At 63.6% G+C, this 18919-nt stretch carries 18 protein-coding genes; 12 read left to right on the top strand and 6 right to left on the bottom strand.

Annotated features, from left to right (window positions below):
• Positions 1-4: 4 nt before the first annotated feature.
• Positions 5-1240 (bottom strand): trypsin-like peptidase domain-containing protein, encoded by a 1236-nt coding sequence (locus BTJ49_RS13950; protein ID WP_113066032.1) that lies wholly within the window; start codon positions 1238-1240, stop codon positions 5-7.
• 188 nt (positions 1241-1428) lie between these two features.
• On the opposite strand from BTJ49_RS13950, the gene petA reads away from it, so the two are divergent.
• The 5 genes from petA (at position 1429) to BTJ49_RS13925 (ending at position 5221) form a co-directional block, all read left to right on the top strand.
• Positions 1429-2034: a ubiquinol-cytochrome c reductase iron-sulfur subunit gene (gene petA / locus BTJ49_RS13945; RefSeq protein WP_113066049.1), complete on the top strand. Its 606-nt coding sequence runs from the start codon at positions 1429-1431 to the stop codon at positions 2032-2034.
• Positions 2034-3326, top strand: a complete 1293-nt coding sequence (locus BTJ49_RS13940; RefSeq protein WP_113066031.1) for a cytochrome bc complex cytochrome b subunit — start codon at positions 2034-2036, stop codon at positions 3324-3326. Before petA ends, BTJ49_RS13940 begins: the two co-directional genes overlap by 1 nt.
• Positions 3319-4062: a cytochrome c1 gene (locus BTJ49_RS13935; protein WP_113066030.1), complete on the top strand. Its 744-nt coding sequence runs from the start codon at positions 3319-3321 to the stop codon at positions 4060-4062. Before BTJ49_RS13940 ends, BTJ49_RS13935 begins: the two co-directional genes overlap by 8 nt.
• A gap of 69 nt (positions 4063-4131) precedes the next feature.
• The gene (locus BTJ49_RS13930; RefSeq protein ID WP_113066029.1) at positions 4132-4755 is read left to right on the top strand and encodes a glutathione S-transferase N-terminal domain-containing protein; all 624 of its coding nucleotides are present in this window, start codon (positions 4132-4134) and stop codon (positions 4753-4755) included.
• Between the two features lie 31 nt (positions 4756-4786).
• The gene (locus tag BTJ49_RS13925; RefSeq protein ID WP_113066028.1) at positions 4787-5221 is read left to right on the top strand and encodes a ClpXP protease specificity-enhancing factor; all 435 of its coding nucleotides are present in this window, start codon (positions 4787-4789) and stop codon (positions 5219-5221) included.
• A gap of 34 nt (positions 5222-5255) precedes the next feature.
• On the opposite strand, the gene BTJ49_RS13920 is transcribed toward BTJ49_RS13925, so the two are convergent.
• The 4 genes from BTJ49_RS13920 to BTJ49_RS13905 form a co-directional block, all read right to left on the bottom strand.
• Entirely contained in the window at positions 5256-5630 is a 375-nt protein-coding gene (locus tag BTJ49_RS13920) for a DUF3301 domain-containing protein (RefSeq protein WP_168184756.1), read from the bottom strand.
• 40 nt (positions 5631-5670) lie between these two features.
• Positions 5671-6540 (bottom strand): carboxylating nicotinate-nucleotide diphosphorylase, encoded by an 870-nt coding sequence (nadC, locus tag BTJ49_RS13915; RefSeq protein WP_113066026.1) that lies wholly within the window; start codon positions 6538-6540, stop codon positions 5671-5673.
• Positions 6537-8852, bottom strand: coding sequence for a DUF1631 domain-containing protein (locus tag BTJ49_RS13910; protein WP_113066025.1), 2316 nt, complete (start codon positions 8850-8852; stop codon positions 6537-6539). Before BTJ49_RS13910 ends, nadC begins: the two co-directional genes overlap by 4 nt.
• A gap of 125 nt (positions 8853-8977) precedes the next feature.
• Positions 8978-9316, bottom strand: coding sequence for a Trm112 family protein (locus BTJ49_RS13905; protein WP_343125536.1), 339 nt, complete (start codon positions 9314-9316; stop codon positions 8978-8980).
• Here BTJ49_RS13905 and purE point away from each other — a divergent pair.
• Positions 9315-9782, top strand: a complete 468-nt coding sequence (purE, locus tag BTJ49_RS13900) for a 5-(carboxyamino)imidazole ribonucleotide mutase (RefSeq protein ID WP_240601844.1) — start codon at positions 9315-9317, stop codon at positions 9780-9782. The genes BTJ49_RS13905 and purE overlap by 2 nt on opposite strands.
• A complete protein-coding gene (locus tag BTJ49_RS13895; protein WP_113066022.1) occupies positions 9779-10933 on the top strand; it encodes a 5-(carboxyamino)imidazole ribonucleotide synthase in 1155 nt (384 codons plus the stop codon). Before purE ends, BTJ49_RS13895 begins: the two co-directional genes overlap by 4 nt.
• A 76-nt stretch (positions 10934-11009) precedes the next feature.
• On the opposite strand, the gene BTJ49_RS13890 is transcribed toward BTJ49_RS13895, so the two are convergent.
• Positions 11010-11588 (bottom strand): Fe-Mn family superoxide dismutase, encoded by a 579-nt coding sequence (locus BTJ49_RS13890; protein WP_113066021.1) that lies wholly within the window; start codon positions 11586-11588, stop codon positions 11010-11012.
• A gap of 131 nt (positions 11589-11719) precedes the next feature.
• Between BTJ49_RS13890 and grxD the strand changes: the two genes are divergently transcribed.
• From grxD to BTJ49_RS13865, 5 genes are all read left to right on the top strand, one after another.
• Entirely contained in the window at positions 11720-12061 is a 342-nt protein-coding gene (grxD, locus tag BTJ49_RS13885) for a Grx4 family monothiol glutaredoxin (protein WP_113066020.1), read from the top strand.
• Positions 12058-12849, top strand: a complete 792-nt coding sequence (locus BTJ49_RS13880; RefSeq protein WP_343125535.1) for an SDR family NAD(P)-dependent oxidoreductase — start codon at positions 12058-12060, stop codon at positions 12847-12849. Before grxD ends, BTJ49_RS13880 begins: the two co-directional genes overlap by 4 nt.
• Positions 12850-12946: 97 nt before the next feature.
• Complete coding sequence (locus BTJ49_RS13875) at positions 12947-13546, top strand: YhgN family NAAT transporter (protein ID WP_113066019.1); 600 nt, start codon at positions 12947-12949, stop codon at positions 13544-13546.
• Positions 13547-13706: 160 nt separating this feature from the next.
• On the top strand, positions 13707-15422 hold the full coding sequence (locus BTJ49_RS13870) for a lysophospholipid acyltransferase family protein (RefSeq protein WP_113066018.1): 1716 nt from the start codon (positions 13707-13709) through the stop codon (positions 15420-15422).
• Between the two features lie 224 nt (positions 15423-15646).
• A complete protein-coding gene (locus tag BTJ49_RS13865; RefSeq protein ID WP_113066017.1) occupies positions 15647-18889 on the top strand; it encodes a TonB-dependent receptor in 3243 nt (1080 codons plus the stop codon).
• Positions 18890-18919 lie beyond the last annotated feature (30 nt).

Raw genomic sequence — 18919 nt, 5'->3', positions numbered from 1 at the left:
GGCCCTATGGATTCTGCCCCTGCTGCGACTGCTGCTGTTGCGGCGCCAGCACACTGAGCGGCGGACGCTGCGTGAGCGTCAACGTGGTGCTGAACGGACGGCCCGCGCGCAACCCCGACACTTTCACCTTGGTGCCCGGTTTCATGGCGATCTCGCGGTGGCGCAGCGACGAGGGGTCGACGATGTCCTTGTCGCCGATCTGCAGCAGCACGTCGCCGGCGTGGATGCCGGCTTCGGCGGCCGGACCGCCGGGGTAGACATCGGTCACCCACACGCCGCGCGCCGCCGGCGGCAGTCCGCTGTTGGCGCTGATCGGCACGCTGGTGTACTCGATGCCGAGCCATCCGCGCACGACATGGCCCGTGTCGATGATCTGATCCAGCACATTCTTGGCCGTGGAAGCCGGAATGGCGAAGCCGATGCCTTCGGCACCGCTGGCGCGCCCGAGCAGGGCGGTGTTGATGCCGACTAGGTTGCCGCGTGCATTGACCAGCGCGCCGCCGGAGTTGCCGAAGTTGATCGCTGCGTCGGTCTGGATGAAATCTTCCGGACTGACTGCATTGAGCTGGCGACCGATGGCGCTGATGATGCCCATGGTCACGGTCTGGCCGATGCCGAACGGATTGCCGATGGCAAGCACCACGTCGCCGACGCGGATCGGGCGGCTGGCGAGATGGATCGCGGGCAGGTCGCTGGCGTTGACCTTCAGCACCGCAAGATCGGTGTCCGGGTCCGAGCCGACCACGCTGGCCTCGGCCACGCGACCGTCGTAGAGCAGCACCTGGATGTTCTGCGCGCCGGCAATGACGTGGTTGTTCGTCAGCACGTATCCCTTGCTGTCGAGGATCACGCCCGACCCCAGATTCTGTTCGCGGCGTCGTTGCGCGGGTCCCGTCGGGATGTCGCCCAGCATGCGCTGCAAGGACGGGTCCGAGTAACGCAGCACCGGCTGTTCGGTGACCACGCGATTGGCGTAGATGTTGACCACGGACGGCGCGGCGCGCGCCACGGCATTGGCATAGGAGCTGGGTGCCGACGGAGCATTGTGCGACGGTGCCGCAGCAGGATGCCCGGCAGAGGCCGCCCGGGCGGTGGATGCCGGTGCGGCAGGCGCGAGCCCGAGTCGGGCGCGCAATGCGTCACCGCTTTGCGGCCAAATCAATGCAATAACGAATGCGAGCGCCAGTCCGATTACGACGAAACGGGCAATAAAGGTAATCGTGTGGGCGGCTCGATTCATGCGTGCGGACAACAGCTTGTGAAAGAAAACGTACGTTCTGCGCGCTATCGACCGGACCCTGAAAGCCGCATCGTATACAGTCAGAAAGCGGGGTCCGATTGTACGCACCTGACCCTGACGCTACACTAACGCGATTTTGGGGAGCGTCCCAAAACTTAACCTCAATGGCACAAGTTCCGGAGAGCCTGATGGCGAATGAAGTCGTCGATCACGGTCGTCGCCGGTTCCTGACTGCCACCACAGCCGTGGTGGGTGGAGCAGGAGTCGTGGCGGCAGCCGTGCCTTTCATCAAGTCGTGGGAACCCAGCGCGCGCGCCAAGGCCGCCGGTGCACCAGTCGTCGCCGACATCAGCAAGGTCGAGTCGGGGCAGATGGTCCGCTACGGTTGGCGCAGCGTCCCGGTGTTCGTGGTCAACCGCACCAAGGAGCAGGTGGCCACGCTGACCACGAAGGACGTCGAAAGCCGTCTGAAGGATCCGAACTGCGACGTCACCAGCCAGCAGCCTGCCTACGCGAAGAATCCGCATCGTTCGATCAAGCCCGAGTGGCTGGTCATGATCGGCATCTGCACCCACCTGGGTTGCGTGCCGGACTACAAGCCGAAGGTCGGGCCCGAGCCGTTCGACCCGGATTGGAAGAGCGGTTTCTACTGCCCGTGCCATAAATCGCGCTACGACATCGCCGGTCGTGTATACGACGGTGTGCCGGCGCCGATGAACATGGTCATTCCGCCGTATCACTTCATGGATGACACGCACATCCAGATTGGTGTCAATCCGAAGGGGGCTTCCTGATGGCCGGAGCAATCGCACGCTGGTTCAACGAGCGCGCTCCCGGGCTTGCGCCGATGTACCGCAAGCACATGACGGAGTACTACGCGCCGAAGAACTTCAACGTCATGTACTACTTCGGGTCGCTGGCGATGCTGGTGCTGGTCAACCAGATCCTGACCGGCATCTTCCTGGCGATGTTCTACAAGCCCAGCGCGCTGGAAGTGTTCCCGGGAACCTCCGAAGCCTTCGCGTCCGTGTACTACATCATGCGCGACGTCGACTGGGGCTGGCTGATCCGCTACATGCACACCACCGGCGCATCGATGTTCTTCGTCGTGGTGTACCTGCACATGTTCCGTGGCCTGATGTACGGCTCGTACAAGAAGCCGCGCGAACTGGTGTGGATCCTCGGCATGCTGATCTTCCTGGTGCTGATGGCCGAGGCCTTCATGGGCTACGTGCTGCCGTGGGGCAACATGTCGTTCTGGGGTGCCAAGGTGATCATCTCGCTGTTCGGCGCGATTCCGGTCGTCGGCGAGACGCTGGTGCACTGGATCATGGGCGACTTCTCGCCAGCCGACGCCACGCTGAACCGTTTCTTCTCGCTGCACGTGGTGGCCCTGCCCATCGTGCTGCTGCTGCTGGTGGTTCTGCATCTGGCTGCGCTGCATGAGGTCGGTTCCAACAATCCGGACGGCGTCGAGATCAAGAAGAAGAAGAACGAGAAGGGCATTCCGCTGGACGGCATCCCGTTCCATCCGTACTACACGGTGAAGGACCTGTTCGGCGTCGGAATGTTCCTGCTGATCTGCGCATTCATCATTTTCTTTGCGCCGAGCATGGGTGGCTGGTTCCTGGAACATGACAACTACATCCCGGCCAACCATCTGGTGACCCCCGCGGCGATCAAGCCGGTGTGGTACTTCACGCCGTTCTACGCGATTCTGCGCATGATCCCGTTCAAGTTGCCGGGCGTGCTGACGATGTTCGGCGCGATCGTGCTGCTGTTCCTGACGCCGTGGATCGATCGCGGTCAGGTCAAGTCGATCCGCTATCGCGGCACCGGCTATAAGGTGGCGCTGACGCTGTTCGCGCTCTCGTTCATCAGTCTGGGACTGGTCGGTGCGGAAGTCACCGCCGAGGCCATTCCGATGATCTTCGGTGCGAACGCGGACATCACTTCCATCGAGAACCTCTTCGGACGTTTCTGGGTGCTGGTGTACTTCGGATTCTTCGTCTTCCTCTGGGTCTACACGTACTTCGGCCTCGAAAAGACCAAGCCGGTTCCGGAACGGGTGACGACACATGACTAAGCGCGTTTTCTTTTCCATTGCCCTGACGCTTTCCCTGCTGGTCGGCGCGGTTTCCGCGCAGGCTGCAGAGGGTGGCGCCGAGCTGATGTCGGCCCACGTGAATCTGAAGGACAAGGCTTCGCTGCAGCGCGGTGCGCGCCTGTACTTCAACTACTGTTCGGGCTGCCATTCGCTGCACTTCATGCGCTACTCGCGCATGGCCAAGGATCTCGGCCTGACCGAGAAAGAGGTGATGAACAACCTCAACTTCACCGGCGCGAAGTTCCGCGGGCACGCCATCGCGGCGATGCACGAGGCGGACGCGGCGAAGTGGTTCGGCAAGGCACCGCCGGATCTTTCGCTGAAGGTGGCGGAAAAGGGCTCCGACTACGTCTACAGCTACTTGAACTCCTTTTACCTGGATCCCGAGCGTCCGGTGGGCTGGAACAATGTCGTGTTCCCGAACGCCTCGATGCCGAATCCGCTGTGGGAGTTGCAGGGACTGCAGGTGGCCGAGAAGGGCAAGGCGGAAGACGGCAGCGAGGTCGTCGAGCACCTCAAGCTGGAGCAGCCCGGCCGCATGTCGCCGGAGCAGTTCCACGAGGCCACGCGCGATCTGACCGCCTTCCTGACCTATGTGTCGGAACCGGCAGCGCTGAAGCGCGAATCGATGGGCATCTGGGTTCTGCTGTATCTGGCTGCATTCACGTTCCTGGCGTACCTGCTCAAGCACGAGTACTGGAAGGACGTCCACTGATCGACGGCGACGCCTTGGTGCGGGGGAGTGCCGAGGCGTCGATCTGTTTTCTTCGAGGGGGAGGTCACCATGGTCTCTAGCGTACGCAATCGAACCGTATTGACACTGTTCACCACCAACGACGCGGTACAGTGTCATCGGGTGCGCATGGTGCTGGCCGCCAAGGGCGTGGTCTACGACCGGGTCGAGGTGAGTCCAGACAAGCTGCCGGAGGATTTGCTCGACCTGAATCCTTACGGCACACTGCCGACGCTGGTCGATCGCGATCTGGTGCTGCACGACACGTCGGTGATCTGCGAGTATCTGGACGAACGTTACCCGCACCCACCGTTGATGCCGATCGATCCGCTGTCACGGGCGCGCTTGCGATTGGCGATGGTGCGTATCGAGCAAGACTGGCTGCCGCTGATCGAGACCATCGGTCAGGGCGGCCGCAAGGCGGAGACCGCGCGCAAGCATCTGCGCGAGCAGTTGCTGTCGGCGCGTCCGCTGTTCAAGGCCGCCAAGTATTTCCTCAATCCGGAACTGAGCCTGGCCGATTGCCTGGTGGTGCCCGTACTCTGGCGTCTGAAGACGCTGGGCGTGAAGTTGGGTCGCGAAGGCAAGGTCATCACGGATTACGGCGACCGCATTTTTCACAGCCCGGGTTTTGCTCGCAGTTTGAGCGACGAAGAACGGGCGATGGCCGAGTGAGCAAGTGAGCAAGACAAGCGAAAACCACGGCATGAGTTCCAACCGTCCGTACCTGCTGCGGGCGATCTACGACTGGGTCACGGACAATGGGCTGACCCCGTACGTGCTGGTCGACGCCACGCGCGCCGGTGTGCAGGTGCCGCCGCACGTCGTGAAGGACGGCCAAGTGGTGCTGAACATCGCCATGCGCGCGGTGGCGAACCTGGACCTGGGCAACGAGCGCATTGGGTTCAGCGCGCGCTTCTCCGGCGTGAGTCAGGCCGTCAGCTTTCCGGTTTCGGCGGTGCTGGCGATCTATGCGCAGGAAAATGGTCAGGGCATGATGTTTCCCGAGGATGCCGATCCGCCGCCGCCGGATGACGGCGTGGTGGAATCGGCGCCGGATGCCGATTCGGAGCAGGCCAGCGGTGACGATGGCGAGGGCAAGCCTCGTCGCGGTGCCCCGCACTTGCGCGTCATCAAGTAATTCCCTTTCCTGATCGCCGCCAGACGCGGCGGCATCAGTGCAGTCTGCGCGCGCGCTGCAACAGGTCGACGACCGCGTGATCCGGGTCCGCCACCTCTTCGAGGGTTCGTTGCGGCCAGCCTGTGTGCAATCCCGTCACGCGCCCGCCGGCCATCCAGAGGTGGCCGGCATGGCGATCCTGGCCGTCCAGACTGACCTCGAAGGCATAGCGGAGCATCCATTGCGGTAGACCGTCGTGCCGACGCAGGCGCAGGCCGGACAGCCCGACGCTCTCATCCAGCAGTTGCACGCCCTGCGTCTTGCAGATGCCGCGTGCGGCATGCAGCGCGCGCTCTCGGTTGCGCATGGCCGCCAGCCACAAACCGATCGCGGCCATGAGCCCCAGCAGAAACAGCCATTCGTTGATCATGGACTTATTCTGGGTACGCCCAGAGGCGACGACAAGTGCGTCAGCGCGGGATGTGCACGCGGAACGACAGATCCACCGCATGCACGTGCTTGGTCAGTGCCCCGATCGAAATGTAGTCCACGCCGCGTTGAGCGACATCGCCGATCGAATCCAGGTCGATGCCGCCGGAGACTTCCAGTTCGACCTTGCCCTGTGCGCGGGCCACGGCGAGGTCGAGCATCTCCGGGCCGAATTCGTCCAGCATGACGCGGTCGACGCCGGCATCCAGTGCCTGTTCGAGTTCATCCAGATTTTCGACTTCGACTTCCAGCATCAGGTCCGGGTGACGCGCGCGTGCCGCAACAACGGCTTCGCGCAATCCGCCAGCGGCGGCGATGTGGTTTTCCTTGATGAGGATGGCGTCGAACAGGCCAATGCGATGGTTGTGCCCGCCGCCGCATCGGACCGCGTATTTCTGAGCCATGCGCAGACCGGGTAGGGTCTTTCGTGTATCGAGGATGCGGGTTCCCGTGCCGGCCACGGCGGCGACGTAGCGGGCCGTGCGCGTGGCGGTGCCGGACAGTGTTTGCAGGAAGTTCAGCGCGGTGCGCTCGGCGCTGACCAGGGCGCGGGCGTTGCCGCGAAGACGGCACAGCACGCTGTCGGCGGCGACGCGCTCGCCGTCGCGCACGGACCAGTCGATGGAGATGTTCGGGTCCAGCCGGTGAAAGCAGGCGTCGAACCAGGCGGTGCCGGCCACGATGGCCTCGTCGCGGCACAGCAATTCGGCGCGGGCCACTGCGTGAGCGTCGAGCAGGTCGGCCGTGGCGTCGCCGCTTCCCAGGTCTTCATCGAGTGCGCGTTCCACGTCGCGCGCGATGACATCGCCCGCAGGCAGGGCGGGCGCATGGTGATTGTCGGTTCGGGTCATGCGTTTGGTTGCGGGGCGTTGTCGGCGTCGGATTCGGTCTGCGAATTGCGCAGACGTTCGACGATGGCATCGAGTGCGCGATCGAACAACGGAAGCTCCTCGAGTACAACGGTCTGACCGGAAGCCAGTTCGGCCGCAAATTGTTCCAGCGTCTTGTCGGCGACCTTCAGGCCGCGTCGATTGACGAACAGGTACTTGCCGCTGATCGGGCTGATCCACGAAAGCTTCGCGCGTTCCGGTCGCTCGCTGTCCGCCTGGAACTCGACCCAGGTGCCGACCTTGAGGGCGCGCACGCGTTGCACCTCGGGGCTGTCGGCTTCGGTGGCCGGCTTGGCGGTCTCGGTCTCGCTCAGCGTCTCCGGTGTGGCAATGGCTTCCATGCTCTCGGGAATCGGCATGTTTTCTTCGACGACGGCCGCCGTCGGCTCCGGTTCTTCGCGAAGATTGAGTTGACCGTTGTAGAGCGTGTTCAGCTGCCGCATCAGGTTTTCGACGTCGCCATCCTGGAATGCGACCGTCGCCAGACCATGGCGAAGCGATTTCTCAAGCAGTGGCAGCAACTGCTTGAGCCGGGCGCGTTCGGCGTCGCCGTGGATCGGGCCGACGCTCCACACGAAGTCGTCGACGAAGCGCAGGCCGACACGGAATTCCTTGGATTCCTCGCCGTGGCGCAGCAGCGTCAGCACCAGATAGTTGGCCCAGGCACGGGTCAGGATGCCATTGACCAGGGCCGGCAGCTCTCGTCCATCGATGCGCGAAAGGATTTCCTGCGCGGCGCGTCGGCGCGCCTGCTGCAGTTTCTCGCGACCGCGCGTGGCCTCGGCGGCACGCTGCTCGGCCAGCTGCGCGCGGCGATTGGTGTTGTCGAGGAACTTGCGGAAGTCGTCCAGTTGTTGACTGAAGACCTCGATGTCGTCATCGAAGTCCGACAGCAGTGTCTCGACGACGCTGCGCACCTTGTTCAGCAGACGCTGATCGCGATCGGATTCGGCCGACCAGCCCTTGGCGGCTTCGGCCAGTTCGTCGAGCAGGCGGCGCGCCGGATGGTTGGCGTGCGCGAACAGGCGCCGGTCTAGGATCGATGCTTTCAGGTAGGGGATCTGCAGACGAGCCAGCAGCACCTGCATTTCCATCGGCAGGTTGTGATCCTGCAGGATGTACTCGAACAGCATGCTGACGAGGTCGATGGTGTCCTCGTCGGCGCCCGAGACGTAGGACTTGGCCTCGCCGCGCAGATGGCTGATCTGGCGGACCAGCTGTTCCTTGAGCAGGCGCACGTCTTCGGCGGAAAGTACCGTGTCGGCGGGAATCTGCGCTGGCATCGATACCGTGCTGCGGGCCACCTCGCCCTGCAGCACGGACAGCGCGCCCAGCAGCTCGGCGGGACTCAGCGACGGACCGCTGTTGCCCATCGAGGCATTCGCGTAGCCGAAGCTCTGACGACGTTCGGCGAGCAGCGACTGCAGTGTTTCGACCAGCTTCGTGCGCAGCATCGACGGATCTTGTTCGTCTTCCTGATCTTGCTGTGCGTCGGCACTGCCGGCCGCGTTGCGGGTCGGCGTGTTGGATCGCTTGGCGCCCGGAGTACGCAACTGGGGCAGGACGCCTGCCTGGATCAGCGCGTGATTGATCTCTTCGTACAGCGGTTCGAGGTTGTTGAGGACGTAGCGTTCGAACAGCTTGAGCACGATCAGCTTGACGCGGACCTCGACCTTCAGCTCATTCATGGCTTCGCCGAAGGAACGGGTCAGCAGGGCCGGCCCGATGGGATTGTCGGCATTGTCGACCTTGGTGCCACCGCAGATCACCGTCAGGCGCTGGTTCACCGCGAACAGACTGTGCGAAAGACGGCCTTCGGCCTTGCTGGTCATGCTGGTGACGGCCAGCGATTCTTCCAGATCGCTCTCGTCGACCAGCGACAGTTCCGGCGCGCCGCCGAAGCCGCGATGCTCGTTCTGCGAGTCGCCGTGCTCCTGGCGATGGCCGCCAGCCAGTCGGGAGAACGCGCCGGTGATCATGTCGATGAAGCTGCGCTCGATCAGCGGGCGCTTTTTGCGCACGTCGCGCATGCCATCGAAATACTGGGTCTGCACGGCGTTGTTCTCGGCCTTTTCGGCGAGATCGAACAGGGCGTCGTCCACATTGTCGAACATGCCGCCCATCAGGCTCATCAGACGGCGCGTGCCGATGCCGCGCACCGAAGCAAGCAGCTCGCCGACGCGCTCATTGCGCGGGTCACTGGCGATACTGCCGCTGCGTTCGGCCAGATCGACGATGTTGCTGAGATTGCTGCGTTCGTTGACGTTGTTCATGACGGATTCCATTGGGACGCCGCACATGCGCCCATGGGTAACATTGTCGTCCAACCGTTTTCACAAAACGTGAGGCCGTTCACGTTGTCCTGTCAGGGATCCGGATTCTTCCTCGAAAGCCCCGCTCAGAGGCTCTCGCCGAGTTGAGTGGTGCCGATGCCTTCCTCGGGAAGCATCACTGGAATGTCGTCCTCGATGCGATAGATCACACGGCCGTCGGTGGTCACCAGGGCCGCCTTCAGAGCGGCTTCCACGCGCACGCCCGCGACGGTGTCGATCTCTCCGCGCGAAATGGCTTGGTTCAGACGGTCCAGTTCGCTTGTCTGCAGAGGGCGAACCGGCGTTTTGCTGACCGGGCAGCAAAGGATGTCGAGCAGGTGTTTGTCCATGCCATTACAATAGCTTCTTTTGGATGGACCGACCATGAACTCGACCCCACCCGCTCCCCGTGTCGGCGTGGTCATGGGTTCCCGTTCCGACTGGGAAACCATGCAGCACGCCGTGGCCATGCTTGAAAGGCTTGGCATTGCCCATGAAACCCGCGTAGTGTCCGCGCATCGCACGCCGGACCTGCTGTTCGAATATGCCGAGCAGGCGGCCGGTCGCGGTATCCAGATCATCATCGCCGGTGCCGGCGGCGCGGCGCATCTGCCGGGCATGCTGGCGGCCAAGACGCGACTGCCGGTGTTCGGCGTGCCGGTACAGTCGAAGGCGCTGAGCGGCATGGATTCCCTCCTTTCGATCGCACAGATGCCGACCGGCATTCCCGTTGGCACGCTGGCGATCGGCAAGGCCGGCGCGGGCAATGCCGCGCTGCTGGCGGCTTCCGTGCTGGCCTTGCATGACGCGGACGTGGCTTCGGCGCTGGAGACCTTCCGCGCCGAGCAGACGCAGAACGTATTGGCTCACCCTGATCCGAGGCCGGCATGAGCAACGAAAAGCAGGTCATCGGTATTCTCGGCGGCGGGCAGTTGGCGCGGATGATGGTGCTGGAGGGGGCGCCGCTGGGTGCCGCTTTCCGTATCGTCGACACCGCGGAAACACCCTGCGCTGCGCAGTTCGCCCCCACCGCGCGCGCCGACTGGCGCGATCTCGAGGCGCTCGCGCCGTTCGCCGAGGCCATCGACGTGGCCACCTTCGACTTCGAGAACGTGCCGGCCGAGACCGCGCAGTGGTTGACCGAGCACGTGCGTGTGCATCCGGGGCCGCAGGCGTTGGCGGTCGCGCAAGACCGCATGGCCGAGAAGACCCTGTTCCGCGAGATCGGTCTGGACACGGCGCGGTTCGCGGCGATCGATACCCGTGCCGACCTGGATCGAGCGCTGGAGGAGATCGGCGTGCCGGCGATCTTGAAGACGCGTCGGCTGGGCTACGACGGCAAGGGCCAGTTCCGGCTGCGCGACGTGGCCGATGCGGACGCGGCATGGGACGCGCTGGGCGAGCAGGCGGCGCAGCACGGCTTGATTCTCGAATCCTTCGTGCCGTTCGATTACGAGGTCTCGGTGATTGCGGTGCGCGGGCGCGATGGCGATTTCCGCACCTGGCCACTGACGCGTAACTGGCACGCCGACGGCATTCTTTCGCTTAGTCTGGCCCCCGCGCCGGGCACGGAAGCGATTGCCGACACCGCCTTCGCCCATGCGCGTACGCTGGCCGAGCGACTGAGCTACGTCGGCGTGTTCGCGCTGGAGCTGTTCGTGAAGGATGGGCGTGTGCTTGGCAACGAGATGGCGCCGCGCGTGCACAATTCCGGGCACTGGACCTACGACGGCGCCGTGACCAGCCAGTTCCAGAACCACGTGCGCGCCGTGCTGGGGCTGCCACTGGGCGATACCGCAGTGCGGGGCTGCAGCGTCATGTTCAACTGGATCGGCGCGATGCCCGACATGGCGACCGCTTTGGCTGTGGACGACGTGCACTGGCACGATTACGGCAAGTCGCCGCGTCCGGGACGCAAGGTTGGCCATGCCACGGTCTGTGGTCCGGACTTCGCCACCGTCCGTGCCCGCGTGCAGGCGCTAGCGGAGGCGCTGGGACGCGTTGAGCAGGCCGCTCCATTGCTCGAGCTTCCCGTGTCCTGAGCATCGTGGCGCGTCTTCCGACACGAAAAAACCGGCCGCGAGGCCGGTTTTTTCGTTGTGCGGAATGTCGTCGGAATCAGGCCATGTTGCTGGCGACGAATTCCCAGTTGACCAGGTTCCAGAACGCTTCGACGTACTTCGGACGGGCGTTGCGGTAGTCGATGTAGTAGGCGTGTTCCCATACGTCGATGGTCAGCAGCGGCTTGTCGTCACCGGTGATCGGCGTAGCCGCGTTCGAGGTGTTGACGATGGCCAGCGAGCCGTCCGGACGCTGCACCAGCCAGGTCCAGCCCGAGCCGAAGTTGCCGGCCGCGGCGGTGCTGAATTCCTCGCGGAACTTCTCCACCGAGCCGAACGTCTTGGTCAGCGCGTCGGCCAGCTTGCCGGACGGGTCGCCGCCGCCATTCGGGCTCAGCGAATTCCAGTAGAAGGTGTGGTTCCAGACCTGGGCGGCGTTGTTGAACATGCCGCCGGAGGACTTCTTGATGATGTCTTCCAGGCCCATGTCGGCGAACTCGGAACCTTCGATCATGCCGTTGAGCTTGGTGACGTAGGCCTGGTGATGCTTGCCGTAGTGGAAGTCCAGGGTCTCGGCCGAGATGTGCGGCTCAAGGGCGTTCTTTTCGTAGGGAAGCGGGGGAAGCTCGATCGCCATGCTGGCTACTCCTTTTGGGCTTGAATGGATCGATGCGGCATCGTGGTGGGCTGCGCAGAGGCGGGCCGGCCGCGATACAATGATGCCTTTGGCGCGTGGCGCCCGTCGGTCATTGTAAGACTAATCAATCTATGGACGTTCTCGATCGCATCAAGGCCCTTGTCGACGAACAGCCCATCGTGCTGTTCATGAAGGGCACGCCCGCATTTCCGATGTGCGGATTTTCCAGCCGTGCGGCGGAGGCGCTGAAGAGCGTCGGCGCGCAGTTCCACGCCGTGAACGTGCAGGAAGATCCCAGTGTGCGCGCCAGCCTGCCGCACTTCGGCAACTGGCCGACGTTTCCGCAGCTGTATATCCAGGGGGAACTGATTGGCGGTTGCGACATCATCGAGGACCTGAAGGCATCGGGCCAACTGGGGCGGATGGTGAACGACCTGCAGTCGGCGGCAATGGAAGCGGAGCGTCCGGCATGATGCCGATGATCGGCTTGCCCGCGGACCTGCAACTGGGCGAGAAGCCGCTCGACGGTCGGGTGATCGCGATCACCGGCGCCACCGGCGGTCTCGGCAGCGCGGTGGCGCATGCGGTTTCCGCCGCCGGCGCGACGCCGGTGCTGATCGGCAAGCGCAAGCGTGAGCTGGAAAAGCTCTACGATGCATTGATCGAGGCCGGCGGCGCGCAGCCCGCCATCGCGCCGATGAACCTGGAGACGGCCACACCCAACGATTTCGACGAGATCGTGGCCGCGCTCAAGCGTGAGTTGGGGCGGCTCGACGGTCTGGTTCACGCCGCGGTGATGTTCGAGGGCCTGACGCCGATGGCGATGCACAAGCCGGACGAGTGGCTGAAGGTGATGCAGGTCAACGTATCCGCGCCCTTCGCTCTGACCCAGTCATGCCAGCCGGTGTTGCAGGAAGCCGCGGACAGCGCCGTGATCTTCGTCACCGACGATCCTGAACGCATGCAGCGTGCGCACTGGGGTGCCTATGGCACCAGCAAGGCTGCAGTCGAGCGCATGGCGGCGATCCTGCACGACGAGACCGACGATTCTTCCTTGCGCGTGCACACCCTGCTGCCGGGTCCGATGCGTACGTCGCTGCGGCGCATGGCCTGGTTCGGCGAGGACACCATGAAGCATCCGACGCCCGACGCCACGGCCGAAGCCGTGGTCTTCCTGCTTTCCGCCCAGGGCGCGTCCGCACGCGGCCGGACTCTGGACCTGCGCCCGGCGCCGGACGCTCAAGTCACCGACGCCGCCTGATTTCCGGCGGCGGCCCGCGTATCTTCGGATGGCGCGTGCGCGCCGCGAACCCACTCCTGATCGCCCACTACCTGCGGAAACGTCCATGGAAGCTCACATGACCCCGCTGTCCGCCGGACTCCTGTTGTTCCTGATCATGGATCCGCTGGGCAATATTCCGTTCTTCCTCAGTCTGCTCAAGCACGTGCCGCCGCAGCGGCGCCGCTGGGTGGTGATCCGCGAGCTGCTGATCGCGCTGGCGGTGTTGTCGGCGTTCCTGGTCGGCGGGCAGTACATCCTCAATCTGCTACAACTCAAGCAGGAGTCGGTCAGCATCGGCGGCGGCATCGTGCTGTTCCTGATTGGTATCCGCATGGTGTTCCCGCCGGCCGACGGCGGCATCTTCGGCAAGCCGGGCGAGGGCGAGCCGTTCATCGTGCCGATGGCGATTCCCGGCGTGGCCGGTCCTTCGGCGATGGCGGCGTTGCTGCTGCTGGCCAACAACCAGCCGGGCCGACTGATGGAGTGGGGCATCGCGCTGTTCCTGGCCTGGCTGGCGACCTCGGTGATCCTGCTCAGCGCCACCTATCTGTTCCGCTGGCTCGGCGAAAGCGTGCTGACCGCGCTGGAGCGGCTGATGGGCATGCTGCTGATCGCGCTGTCCGTGCAGATGTTCCTGGCCGGCGTCGCGGCGTACTTCAAGGCGGCCGGCTTCTAGCGACGACGCGTTCTTCCAGGGGCTGGATCGGACCCTCGGGGCTCGTGCATACTGGGCCGTATGGAGAGGCCCGCAGGACTGTCATAATCGGTCCCGTCGGCTGTAGAGCTTCTGTAACATGGCATCGTCACAGTAGCTGTGCAGATTGGGAGGTACGGTCATGCTCAGCGTTGAAGAAACCCTGAAGTCACGCCTGCCCTGGCTGGCGAGTCATCCGCGCATCCGCAAGCCCGTGGCGGGTCTGCTCGGCCGGCTTGCGGCCGAGGAGCGCTTCAATCAGGTCCTGCGTGCGCTGGAGGGCCTGGAAGGCTTCGATTTCGTCGACCAGGGTCTACGTGATCTGGGCGTGACCTGCCGTGTGACCCCGCGCGAACTCGAGCACGTACCTGCCGAAGGGGCGGTGCTGATTGTCGCCAATCATCCCCTGGGCATGATCGATGCGCTGGCACTCATGCAAACGGTTGGCTCGGTACGCCGCGACGTACGCATTCTCGGCAACGACATTCTCGGCATGATGCCGGCTCTGAAGCCGCTGCTGCTGCCGGTGGATGTCTTCGGCAAGGGCGCGGCTTCGCGCCTGCGCGGCATCTACCGCGCGCTGGAGGAGGGGCAAGCGCTGATTGTTTTCCCGGCCGGGGAGGTCTCGCGCATGGGGCCGGCCGGCGTGCGCGACGGTGCCTGGTCCGACGGTTTCGCGCGCATCGCGCGTCGTAGTGGCGCGCCGGTGCTTCCGGTGCACATCGCCGCACGCAATTCCGCCGCCTTTTATGGCATGTCGATGCTGGCCAAGCCGCTGGCGACGGCGATGCTGCCGCGCGAGGCGGTGGTTGGACGTCGTCAGCGTCGCATCGGTCTGAGCATCGGTCCGCTAGTCGATGCCGAGGAACTGAAGCAGCGCAGCGAAGACGACTCGAAAGTCGCGGCTCGGCTTATGCGGCGTCATGTCTACCGTCTGGCGCGAGGCCGTGGCCTGATTTTCGGCGGCCAGGCACCGCTGGCGCATGCCGAGCCGGTCGAGCTCATCGCCGGGGAGCTGGCCGCGCGGGGCGAGCTGCTGGCCGATCTTCCAGACGGCAAGCAGGCCTGGCTGCTGCAAGGCAGCGAGGACAGCGCGGTGCTGCGCGAGATCGGGCGGCTGCGCGAACTGACCTTCCGTCGTGTCGGCGAGGGCACGGGACTGCGCTGCGATCTCGATCAGTACGACGCCTGGTACGAGCATCTGGTGCTCTGGGATCCGGAGGTCTCGAAGGTCGTCGGCGCCTACCGCTTCGGTCATGGCGGCCGCATTCTCGCCGAGCGTGGTCTGAACGGTCTCTACAGCGCCAGCCTGTTCGACTACACGGAGCTGAGCGAGCCGCACCTGTCGCAGGGTCTGGAACTCGGACGCAGTTTCATCGCGCCGGCCTATTGGCGTTCGCGCGCGCTGGACCAGCTCTGGCGCGGGATTGGCTTGTACCTGCAGAAACATCCCGAGCTGCGCTTCCTGTTCGGCCCGGTCAGCATGTCGGTCAGCCTGCCGCGCGAAGCGCGCGAGTGGATCGTGGCCGCGCATCAGCATTATTTCGGCCGCGCCGGTCTGGCCAGCGCGCGACGCCCCTTCGTGATCTCCCCGGAGATCGTGGACGGTGTGCGCAAGGAACTGGACGGGCTGGAGCCGAGCATCGGCCTGGGGCGTCTGCGTAACCACCTGGATGCGCTGGGCGTCAGCATGCCGGTTCTGTATCGCCAATATGTCGATCTGGTCGAGCCGGAAGGGGTCCAGTTCCTGGATTTCGGCGAAGATCCGGGATTTTCGGGGTGCGTGGACGGTTTGGTCATGCTCGACTTGGCTCACCTCAAGCCTGCCAAGCGTTCGCGCTATCTGGGTAAGCGCTGAGCGTCAAAACGCCGCATGGATGTGCCCGGAGCCGGGTTGCAGATCGACATAAAAATGTCATGCCGTTGCTGTTAAACTACCATTAACCAGCGCGGGTGAAAGGCACCGTGCAGGTGCCATTACGGGGACAGGTGCAAGGTCGTGCAGGCGGATGCCGTCGCAGCCGCTGTCCTGGTTTTTATTTTTTTCGAGTCCAGCTTCTTGTTGCGAGTGGGGAAATCACAATGATGAGAAACATTCGAGCGCGTGCGTTGCCGCTGGCGATCGCGACGCTGCTGGCGGCAGCGCCGGCGATGGCCCAGAACGTCACTTCGGCCGGTGTCAACGGTCGTGTCGTTGATGCTCAGGGGCAGCCTGTCGCCAACGCGACCGTGCAGATCGTGCACGAGCCGTCGGGCACCACCAAGGTCGTCACCACCAATGCCGACGGTCGCTACGCCGCGCAGGGTCTGCGCGTCGGCGGTCCGTTCGACATCACCGTGTCCAAGTCGGGCATGGCGCAGGGTGAGAAGGACAATGTCTACCTGCAGCTGGGTCAGGTTTCCGCGGTCAACCTGACGCTGGGTGCCGGTGTCAGCAACGCGCAGCAGCTGGGTTCGGTGACCGTGACCGATTCCGCGCTGACGCAGACGTTCAACCCGGACAACAAGGGTCTGTCGACCAACGTCTCGCAGCAGGAGCTGGAGGCCAACCCGGCCGCCAACCGCTCCATCGACGACGTTGCGCGCCTGGATCCGCGCATCAACGTGACCAACCAGGGCGACGGCTCGATCTCGGCGATGGGTCTGCCGAACCGCTTCAATGACATCCAGGTCGACGGTGTCGGCGTGGGCGACCCGTTCGGCCTGAACGCCAACGGTCTGCCGTACCAGAACTCGCCGATCTCGCAGGACACCATCGCCGAGTACAACATCTCGACGTCGAACTACGATGTGGCCTCCGACACCGTCGGCGCCGACATCAACGCGGTGACCAAGTCGGGCACGAACGAATTCCACGGTTCGGTCTACTACGTCTACCAGAATGCCGACAAGATGGTTGGTGACGCGGGCTGGTTGAACTCCAACAACCCGGGTTACAAGTACAACGGCTTCGACAAGAACACGACCGCGGGCTTCACGATTGGCGGTCCGATCGTCAAGGACAAGCTGTTCTTCTTCCTGTCGGCGGAAAAGCAGAAAGTCACCGGCATCGGCGCGGATTCCACCAACGGTCTGGACTACAGCCTGGGTGATGGTCCGTCCACGTCCAACAAGCTGTCGCCGGGCGACGTGCAGAAAGTCATCAACGCTGCGAATGGTTTGGGCTTGCAGGCCGGCGGCTTCGGCGGCGCCAGTGGCGTGACCCTCGAAGACAAGCGTTATCTGGGCAAGATCGACTGGAACATCACCGATAACCATCGTGCGAGCCTGTCGTTCAGCAAGACCAAGGAAACGCTGCCGCAGATCCTCGGCAATTCGTCGAACTCGATCGGCCTGAGTACCTACATGTACACCAAGGCCATCAAGACCGACAACGTTTCGTTGCAGTTCTTCGACGACTGGTCGGACAACTTCTCCACCGAGACCAAGATCGGTTACCAGCACTACACGCAGGACACCCAGGTGCCCTACCAGGCGCCACAGGTCCAGGTGTACGTGAACGGTCGCTACAGCTCGCCGAGCGTGTATCTGGGCGAGGAGCAGTACCGCCACTACAACAAGATCGACACGAAGAAGACCACGTTCTACTGGGCCGGCACCTACTACGCCGGTGATCACACGATCAAGGGCGGCATCTACGCCGAGCGCAACAAGATCTACAACCTGTTCGGTCGTACCGAGTTCGGCGCCTACGTGTTCAGCAGCATCGCCGATTTCGCTGCGGGCAACTACTATTCGTACAACCTGTACCAGCCGGCCGCGGGCTACACGATCAATGACGTGGCCGCGCAGTGGACGTACAGCCAGTACAGCCCGTTCATCCAGGATACCTGGCAGGTCAACGACAACCTGTCGATCCAGTATGGCGTGCGCGTGAACATTCCGAAGGCCAACAAGAAGCCGATTTACAACCCGCAGTTCCAGCAGACCTTCGGTTATCCGAACAACAACACGCTGAGTTCGAAGAACAAGGTTGTTGAGCCGCGTTTCTCGTTCAACTACACCTTCGACTCCGAGCGCATGACCCAGTTGCGTGGTGGTTTCGGTCTGTTCCAGACCTTCCCGCCGTCGGTGTGGCTGACCAACCCGTACCAGAACAACGGCATGACGGTTTCCACGTACTACGTGTATGACCCGACGCAGGCCGCGTTCAGCCCGGATGCGTTCAACCAGAACATCCCGGCGGGTGGCCCGAGTGCCTCGCAGATGGACGTCGACACCATTTCGTCGAACTTCAAGCTGCCGACGGTGTGGAAGGCCAGCCTGGCTCTGGACCGCGAGCTGCCGTGGTGGGGCATGATCGGATCGATCGAGTACCAGCACACGCAGGCCAAGAACGCGATCTTCTATCGCGCGCTGAACATCGGTGCCCCGACCGGCACCCTGCCGGACGGCCGTCAGCAGTTCTGGTCCGATCCGACCACCGGTTCGGGTAGCCGTTACGCCAATGCCGATCCGTCGTTCTACAGCCTGTCGACCGAGCTGAGCAACACCAGCAAGGGCAAGACCGACAGCCTGACCCTGGCCCTGTCCAAGCCGTTCTCCAACGACTGGTCGGCCAGCGCGGCGTTCACCCTGAGCCATGCCACCGAGGTCAACCCGGCGGGCAGCTCGCAGGCGTCCTCCGGCTACAAGTACTGGGCGCGCGTGAACCCGAACCAGGAGATCGCCAGTGTCGCCGAGCGTGACATTCCGAAGAGCCTGAAGCTGGGCGTGACCTGGCGCCATGCCTTCTTCGGTGACTACAACACCATGGTGTCGGCTTTCTACACGGGCCACAGCGGTCTGCCGTACACCTGGATCTTCTCGGGTGATGTCAACGGTGACGGCGTGAGCTACGAGGATCCGATTTACATCCCGACCCTGAACGATCCGAAGGTGAGCTACGGTTCGGCCAGCGCCAAGCTGGTTCAGCAGTTCCAGAACTACATCGACAGCGATGCCTACCTGGCCAAGCATCGTGGCCAGATTGCCGGCATCAACGAAGCCCGCATGCCCTGGGTGAACACGATGAACATGAGCTTCCAGCAGGAAGTTCCGGGCTTCTTCAAGGGCAACAAGGGCATCATTCGCCTCGATATCTACAACTTCTTGAATCTGCTGAACAAGAAGTGGGGCGATGTCCGTTACGTCGGTGGATATGACACCCGCACGCTGAGCGGCTACGGCGGCATCAATGCGCAGGGTCAGTACGTGTACAACCTGCCGACCGACAGCAACGGCAACTTCCAGCCCCAGCAGCTGGAGACGTACGACGCCGGCGGCAACCCGACTCGCGTGGTTTCGCGCTGGTCGGCCATGCTGACGCTGAAGTACACGTTCTAAACAGGACTTCTCGTAGTCCATCTGCCGGCG

This window comes from Oleiagrimonas sp. MCCC 1A03011, from assembly GCF_003267965.1.
Taxonomy (GTDB): domain Bacteria; phylum Pseudomonadota; class Gammaproteobacteria; order Xanthomonadales; family Rhodanobacteraceae; genus Oleiagrimonas; species Oleiagrimonas citrea.
Note: the sequence above shows the minus strand (reverse complement) of the source record. Positions and strands in the feature narration are given on the sequence as shown.

Excerpts from the sequence above, each read along its gene's own strand:
- BTJ49_RS13950 (WP_113066032.1), bottom strand. The coding sequence starts at position 1,240 with ATGAATCGAGCCGCCCACACGATTACCTTTATTGCCCGTTTCGTCGTA.
- petA (WP_113066049.1), top strand. The coding sequence starts at position 1,429 with ATGGCGAATGAAGTCGTCGATCACGGTCGTCGCCGGTTCCTGACTGCC.
- BTJ49_RS13940 (WP_113066031.1), top strand. The coding sequence starts at position 2,034 with ATGGCCGGAGCAATCGCACGCTGGTTCAACGAGCGCGCTCCCGGGCTT.
- BTJ49_RS13935 (WP_113066030.1), top strand. The coding sequence starts at position 3,319 with ATGACTAAGCGCGTTTTCTTTTCCATTGCCCTGACGCTTTCCCTGCTG.
- BTJ49_RS13930 (WP_113066029.1), top strand. The coding sequence starts at position 4,132 with ATGGTCTCTAGCGTACGCAATCGAACCGTATTGACACTGTTCACCACC.
- BTJ49_RS13925 (WP_113066028.1), top strand. The coding sequence starts at position 4,787 with ATGAGTTCCAACCGTCCGTACCTGCTGCGGGCGATCTACGACTGGGTC.
- BTJ49_RS13920 (WP_168184756.1), bottom strand. The coding sequence starts at position 5,630 with ATGATCAACGAATGGCTGTTTCTGCTGGGGCTCATGGCCGCGATCGGT.
- nadC (WP_113066026.1), bottom strand. The coding sequence starts at position 6,540 with ATGACCCGAACCGACAATCACCATGCGCCCGCCCTGCCTGCGGGCGAT.
- BTJ49_RS13910 (WP_113066025.1), bottom strand. The coding sequence starts at position 8,852 with ATGAACAACGTCAACGAACGCAGCAATCTCAGCAACATCGTCGATCTG.
- purE (WP_240601844.1), top strand. The coding sequence starts at position 9,315 with ATGGGTTCCCGTTCCGACTGGGAAACCATGCAGCACGCCGTGGCCATG.
- BTJ49_RS13905 (WP_343125536.1), bottom strand. The coding sequence starts at position 9,316 with ATGACCACGCCGACACGGGGAGCGGGTGGGGTCGAGTTCATGGTCGGT.
- BTJ49_RS13895 (WP_113066022.1), top strand. The coding sequence starts at position 9,779 with ATGAGCAACGAAAAGCAGGTCATCGGTATTCTCGGCGGCGGGCAGTTG.
- BTJ49_RS13890 (WP_113066021.1), bottom strand. The coding sequence starts at position 11,588 with ATGGCGATCGAGCTTCCCCCGCTTCCCTACGAAAAGAACGCCCTTGAG.
- grxD (WP_113066020.1), top strand. The coding sequence starts at position 11,720 with ATGGACGTTCTCGATCGCATCAAGGCCCTTGTCGACGAACAGCCCATC.
- BTJ49_RS13880 (WP_343125535.1), top strand. The coding sequence starts at position 12,058 with ATGATGCCGATGATCGGCTTGCCCGCGGACCTGCAACTGGGCGAGAAG.
- BTJ49_RS13875 (WP_113066019.1), top strand. The coding sequence starts at position 12,947 with ATGACCCCGCTGTCCGCCGGACTCCTGTTGTTCCTGATCATGGATCCG.
- BTJ49_RS13870 (WP_113066018.1), top strand. The coding sequence starts at position 13,707 with ATGCTCAGCGTTGAAGAAACCCTGAAGTCACGCCTGCCCTGGCTGGCG.
- BTJ49_RS13865 (WP_113066017.1), top strand. The coding sequence starts at position 15,647 with ATGATGAGAAACATTCGAGCGCGTGCGTTGCCGCTGGCGATCGCGACG.